Raw genomic sequence first — 5,643 nt, forward strand, 5'->3', positions numbered from 1 at the left:
TCTGCAAGCTATGACAACACCATCAAACTGTGGCACCTGCAAAGCCAAAAACCCATCGCTACCCTCACCGGGCATAGGAGTTCGGTCTATAGCGTCGCCTTTAGTCCAGATAGCTTGACTTTGGCTTCTGCAAGCTATGACAACACCATCAAACTGTGGCACCTGCAAAGCCAAAAACCCATCGCTACCCTCACCGGGCATAGCAGTTCGGTCTTGAGCATCGCCTTTAGTCCAGATGGCTTGACTTTGGCTTCTGCAAGCTTTGACAAGACCATCAAACTGTGGCACCTGCAAAGCCAAAAACCCATCGCTACCCTCACCGGGCATAGCAGTTCGGTCTTGAGCATCGCCTTTAGTCCAGATGGCAAGACATTGGCTTCTGCAAGCTTTGACAAGACCATCAAACTGTGGATTTGGGATGTTGATAAACTAATGGCATTAGGTTGCAATTGGAGCGGCGATTACCTCAGAACCAATCCGAAAGCAACAGAAGAGGATAAACAGATGTGTGCTGATTACCTCAGCCAAGAGTCAATCAAATAGGATTTAGGCAAAAACACCCAGCCAGCCAGATGCACGTCCTACATTTTTTTACCACTACTTCCACTTTTTCCGTTGTCCATTCCTCACTCGCATCAGTCACAACCCCAATATTTCGCTGCGGCGAATCTTCATCCACAACCGCCACCAGCATCGCATTATTAAATCTTGCTATTTAATTTTCACTTTTGTAGTTAATCGAGATTTGGGGAGTTCAAAAGGCGGTAAGTGCTAACTCTGAGGGATATTACACTGATGTCCCTTTGAATATAAAACATAAAACTCCTGGAGTGCGGACATTTGTTCTCTCAATCTAGATATCTCTACATCCCAGGGAGGGAGTAGTTTCTCAAGGTGGCGAACCTCACTAAACCACAGTCGTAACTCTGGTTTGAGAGTTGCATAGAGCGTTTCGGGGCACGACAGTAATATTGCTGTTATTATCTCTGCTACGAATAGCTGTTGCGGCCACTTCCCTACAACAGACATTGCATCCCAGTCATCGCTTGACAAGCATTGGTGAACAATATCAAACAGTGGATTTAACTCAATAGCTGCCCGTAATTTCTCAAGTGTCTCTGGCGTCTCTGACGAGGTATGCAGCATGGTTGTGAATTCAACAGGCCAATGGTGCAGGATGGTACTGACAAATGAAGCAATTGAATCAGGTTGCTCTTTTCTCAGAATGTCTGGGAGTATTTCTGCAAAGTAAGCAGCAACACTACGCCACTGATGTAAATCACAAGCAACATGAAAAAAGGTTTCTGGCAACCTTTCACTCTTCTGCAATAAAATATAACCTCGACATTGATTAGTGATGGGATCTACAGGTTCAAATGCTTGCCATAACAAAGGCAGAGAAACCCAGTGAGGCGGATATTTGAAACGGGCAACATCCAGCAGAAGAACTAGATCCCGCTTTGGATGATAGCCACCAATTGGTGAAAAGTGACCATCACCCGTTTGTCCCAATACCTTTCGGCTATAGGAAACAACTAGATGAATATCATCTGACGCCGTAGTCACCTCCTCAACTGCTTGCCGAAAGTTTTCCAAGCTGCTTTGGTGGTAACGGTTAGGTTTTACAACAGCACCGTTGCAACGTGCTATACAGACAAACTCATCAAAGGTGATACCGTTTTCTTTAATGACTGAAAGAGGTAAGCAACAGTCTAAAAATTCCTCTCCATACCATCTCCACACCCCTTTCCAAATGCGACCCGGATCGATGGATAAAGCATTAAGAACAACAACTAAACTACCCAATCCACAAAAAGCGGGTTCTGCTTGAGTATGAAACTGTTCCGCTAGAGCAAAATACCCTTCCATACCTCCCAATGCCAACGCTTCTCGAAATATTTGCTTTCCCTCTACGGAGGAAAAGGCAATAGCAGAATCGGGGAGTGAACGACGATAAAACCCTTGAGCAGACATTAAGTGTTTTAACCCTTATTGCTTATGGTGCTAATAAATATTATGCAATATCGTCCCATTGATAATGATGAATGCACTTATTAACTATTTTTTTCAATTTTAGCAATAAAACGCTGGGAAGGTTTGACTTTCGGGGTGCAAATTTAAAAAACGTGATTATTTGCGAGGGACGGCTAGGCATCAATGTGATGAAATAATTCGGCAATTTGCCACAGATTGAGCGTTATGCAGCTCGGATAAATCTCACATCTTGCACCCTTCTCAAGAACAGGCAAGATGCCTGTTCCACAAAGAGTGAATTTTCTTGTGGAACAGGCATCTTGCCTGTTCATAAAAAGCTTATTGAGAATGGTGCAATATCTCAGACAAATCAAACTTTTATGAATAGCCTTAATCACGCGAGGTTTTAGAAGAGTCGGCTCAAGAGTTGTAATAGTTGCAATTAATCAAATTTAAGCAGGTGATTTGGATTGGCACTGAGGGGTCGGTGTTCAGGGGATTGATATTGAGGTGGCTGATAACGATATGGGAATTAGCAAATATCTCACAGCGCCACTTTCTGCTCCCTTGTTGGTTGGCATGACCAGCCATTTCGTCAAAAATTACTATCAGTTATCGGATGTTTTTATAGCAGCACAAAGGAGAGCTGCGTCACAGTTAATTGATCGTGTTTACCGTTGGGTGGGGGCGGGTTTTTGAAATGGTTTGTTTTAGCCTGAGATTGTTGGTGAACCCGCCCCTACAGTGAATGCAAAATATGTGAAAAATGTAAAACTTTGTATATGAACTGACCCAACTTCAGGAAAATAGACGATAGTTGATGTTCAAGAGATTTCAAGCGTTCGCGAAAACAATTTTTAATCAGGTAATAAAATGGTAGTAGCAGCACCTGTTCAATCCGGCAGTCAGTCGATTTTTCAAACTCGCTACGACAACTTTATCGGCGGCAAGTGGGTGCCACCGGTGAAAGGGAAATACTCGGAAAACCTGTCTCCAATTACAGGAAAATCAATTTGTCAAATCCCCCGATCGACCGCCGAGGATGTAGAATTGGCACTGGATGCTGCCCACGCCGCGAAAGACAAGTGGGGTAAGACTTCTCCAGCAGACAGGGCGCGGGTTTTACACAAAATAGCCGATCGCATCGAAGAAAATCTCGATCGCCTCGCCATCGCCGAAACCTGGGACAACGGTAAACCAATTCGCGAAACCCGCCTCGCAGACATACCACTGGCGATCGACCATTTCCGCTACTTCGCAAGCTGCATCCGAACTCAAGAAGGCTCGATCGGCGAACTCGACGGAACCACAGTCGCCTACCACTTCCACGAACCCCTAGGCGTGATCGGACAAATCATCCCCTGGAACTTCCCGATATTAATGGCCGCCTGGAAACTCGCCCCAGCCCTCGCCGCCGGAAACTGCGTCGTCCTCAAACCAGCAGGCCCCACCCCCGCCTCAATCTTGGTACTGATTGAAATCATCGCCGACTTAGTACCAGACGGCGTTATCAACGTCATTAACGGGCCCGGCGCCGAAATCGGCAAAACCCTCGCCACCAGTCCCCGGATTGCCAAAGTCGCCTTCACCGGCGAAACCACCACCGGCAGGCTAATCATGCAATACGCCTCCCAAAACGTCATCCCAGTCACCCTAGAATTAGGCGGCAAATCCCCCAACATTTTCTTTGAAGATATCTGCGCCCAAGATGATGAATTCCTCGACAAAGCAGTCGAAGGATTAGTCATGTTTGCCTTCAATCAAGGCGAAGTGTGCACCTGTCCCTCCCGCGCCTTAATTCAGGAGTCAATCTACGATCGATTCATGGAAAGGGCGATCGATCGCATCCGCCAAATCAAACAAGACAACCCCTTAGATCCGACAACCGCCCTCGGCGCGCAAGTCTCCATCAACCAGATGGAAAAAATCGCCGAATACGTCAAAATCGGTCACGCCGAAGGCGCAGAATGCCTGATTGGTGGCGAAAGAAACATCTTATCCGGCGACTTGCAAGACGGCTATTATTTCCAGCCAACAGTCTTCAAAGGAAACAACAAAATGCGAATTTTCCAAGAAGAAATCTTCGGCCCAGTATTAGCAGTCACCACCTTCAAAGACGAAGCCGAAGCATTAGAAATTGCCAACGATACTCTCTACGGTTTAGGTGCCGGAGTTTGGACTCGCGACATCAACACCGCCTACCGCATGGGCCGGGCCGTTCAAGCCGGTCGCGTGTGGACAAACTGCTATCACCTCTATCCAGCCCACGCAGCATTCGGTGGCTACAAATCATCTGGTATCGGTCGCGAAAATCACAAAATGATGTTAGATCACTACCAGCAAACTAAAAATTTGTTGGTCAGCTACAGCCCGAAAGCATTAGGTTTCTTCTAAGTCATATCAAATCCCGTACAACGGTAATTGATATAATTTATCTGCGTTAATCTGTGTTTATCTGCCCTCATCTGCGGTTAAAAAAAGAGAATTTGTTAAGCGCAGATGACAAGGGCTTGATGCTGATTCACGCAGATGAAGATAAAAGATATCTGAATAATTCCCATGAAGATCGAATGTGATATCATTAGTTCTCAGTGATGAGGAAGAGATAAGAGGAAAGAATAAAAAAATTTTCTTCTTCCTTGTTCCTTGTTCCTTGTTCCTTCTTCTCAAATGGAAACCATCGCAAAAGTCATCGCAACAGAAGCCGCCTTAAAATTAATTAACCATCTCAAAAATCAACACGGAGAATTGATGTTTCACCAATCCGGCGGCTGCTGCGACGGTAGTTCCCCCATGTGCTTTCCCGATGGCGAATTGATCGTCGGTGATGGTGACGTAATGCTGGGCGAAATAGGCGGTTGTCCCTTTTATATTGCAGCGCAGCAATACAAATATTGGCAGCACACGCAGTTAATTATAGATGTGGCATCGGGGCCAGGAGGCAGCGATTTTTCCCTGGAAGGGCCGGAGGGAGAGCGTTTTATTACTCGTTCTCGCTTATTTGTTAATGCTGATTAACTCTCTTTATCCTTAACTTGCCTCCAGTTTCTCTAAAAACATGAATTTGCTTAAGCCTGAAACCCGGTTTCTTTCATGGGAGCGAAAAAACCTATTTTTATTTAAGTTTTTATCTAAGTTTCTCGCGTGGGCTAACGACGACCAATTTTCTGACGAGGGCAAACGCATCTTATTTTTAGAATACTTGCTGGACAAAGGTTTCAGCCATTATTTGAGTTTGGTTGCCCAAAATTAAACCGCTGATAGCGTAAAGCTTTCAGGATTTAGAGGCGTTTGCCCTGATTTGCTGACTAATTTCACGGCTAGTGCGTTGATATTCGTGGACAATCGGTAATCTTTCAGGTTGAAAATTTGCCAGAGCTTCTGCAATATTAGCGCTAGACATGAGATGTCGTGATAAAGACAAACCATCTTCCCAACCTGAAGTCATACCTCTAGCGCGTGTCGGACTTTTCGCGTGAGCCGCGTCACCAATTAAGATAACACGGCCATCATATAGTTGAGGCAGGGGATCAATGTCATAGGAATAACGACAGACAATATTTTCCAAAGGGGTTGACTCAATCACATTTCGCAGGGTAAGAGCATCTCAATCATGCTTGACAAAAGCACTTGAGAATTTGCATCATATAGTCATTGTTCATCGCAGCC

4 protein-coding genes and 1 pseudogene are annotated in these 5,643 nt (G+C 45.3%); 3 read left to right on the forward strand and 2 right to left on the reverse strand.

From position 1 onward, the window contains the following. Positions 1 to 543: pseudogene (locus QUA70_RS27780) on the forward strand (WD40 repeat domain-containing protein); the annotation flags it as partial. A gap of 228 nt (positions 544 to 771) precedes the next feature. Here the strand turns inward: QUA70_RS27780 and QUA70_RS27785 are convergent. After that, positions 772 to 1,974 carry a phytochelatin synthase family protein gene (locus QUA70_RS27785; protein WP_333350989.1) on the reverse strand — a complete coding sequence of 401 codons (1,203 nt, stop codon included), beginning with the start codon at positions 1,972 to 1,974 and terminating at the stop codon, positions 772 to 774. Positions 1,975 to 2,847: 873 nt separating this feature from the next. Between QUA70_RS27785 and exaC the strand changes: the two genes are divergently transcribed. Further along, a complete protein-coding gene (gene exaC / locus QUA70_RS27790) occupies positions 2,848 to 4,368 on the forward strand; it encodes an acetaldehyde dehydrogenase ExaC (RefSeq protein ID WP_333332238.1) in 1,521 nt (506 codons plus the stop codon). A 276-nt stretch (positions 4,369 to 4,644) separates the two neighbouring features. Further along, the gene (locus tag QUA70_RS27795) at positions 4,645 to 4,992 is read left to right on the forward strand and encodes a DUF779 domain-containing protein (RefSeq protein ID WP_333332241.1); all 348 of its coding nucleotides are present in this window, start codon (positions 4,645 to 4,647) and stop codon (positions 4,990 to 4,992) included. A gap of 256 nt (positions 4,993 to 5,248) precedes the next feature. Here the strand turns inward: QUA70_RS27795 and QUA70_RS27800 are convergent, their stop codons facing one another. After that, positions 5,249 to 5,560, reverse strand: coding sequence for an FAD-dependent monooxygenase (locus tag QUA70_RS27800; RefSeq protein WP_333350987.1), 312 nt, complete (start codon positions 5,558 to 5,560; stop codon positions 5,249 to 5,251). Positions 5,561 to 5,643 lie beyond the last annotated feature (83 nt).

Source organism: Microcoleus sp. LAD1_D5 (genome assembly GCF_036702115.1).
In the GTDB taxonomy this organism is placed as follows: Bacteria; Cyanobacteriota; Cyanobacteriia; order Cyanobacteriales; family Microcoleaceae; genus Microcoleus.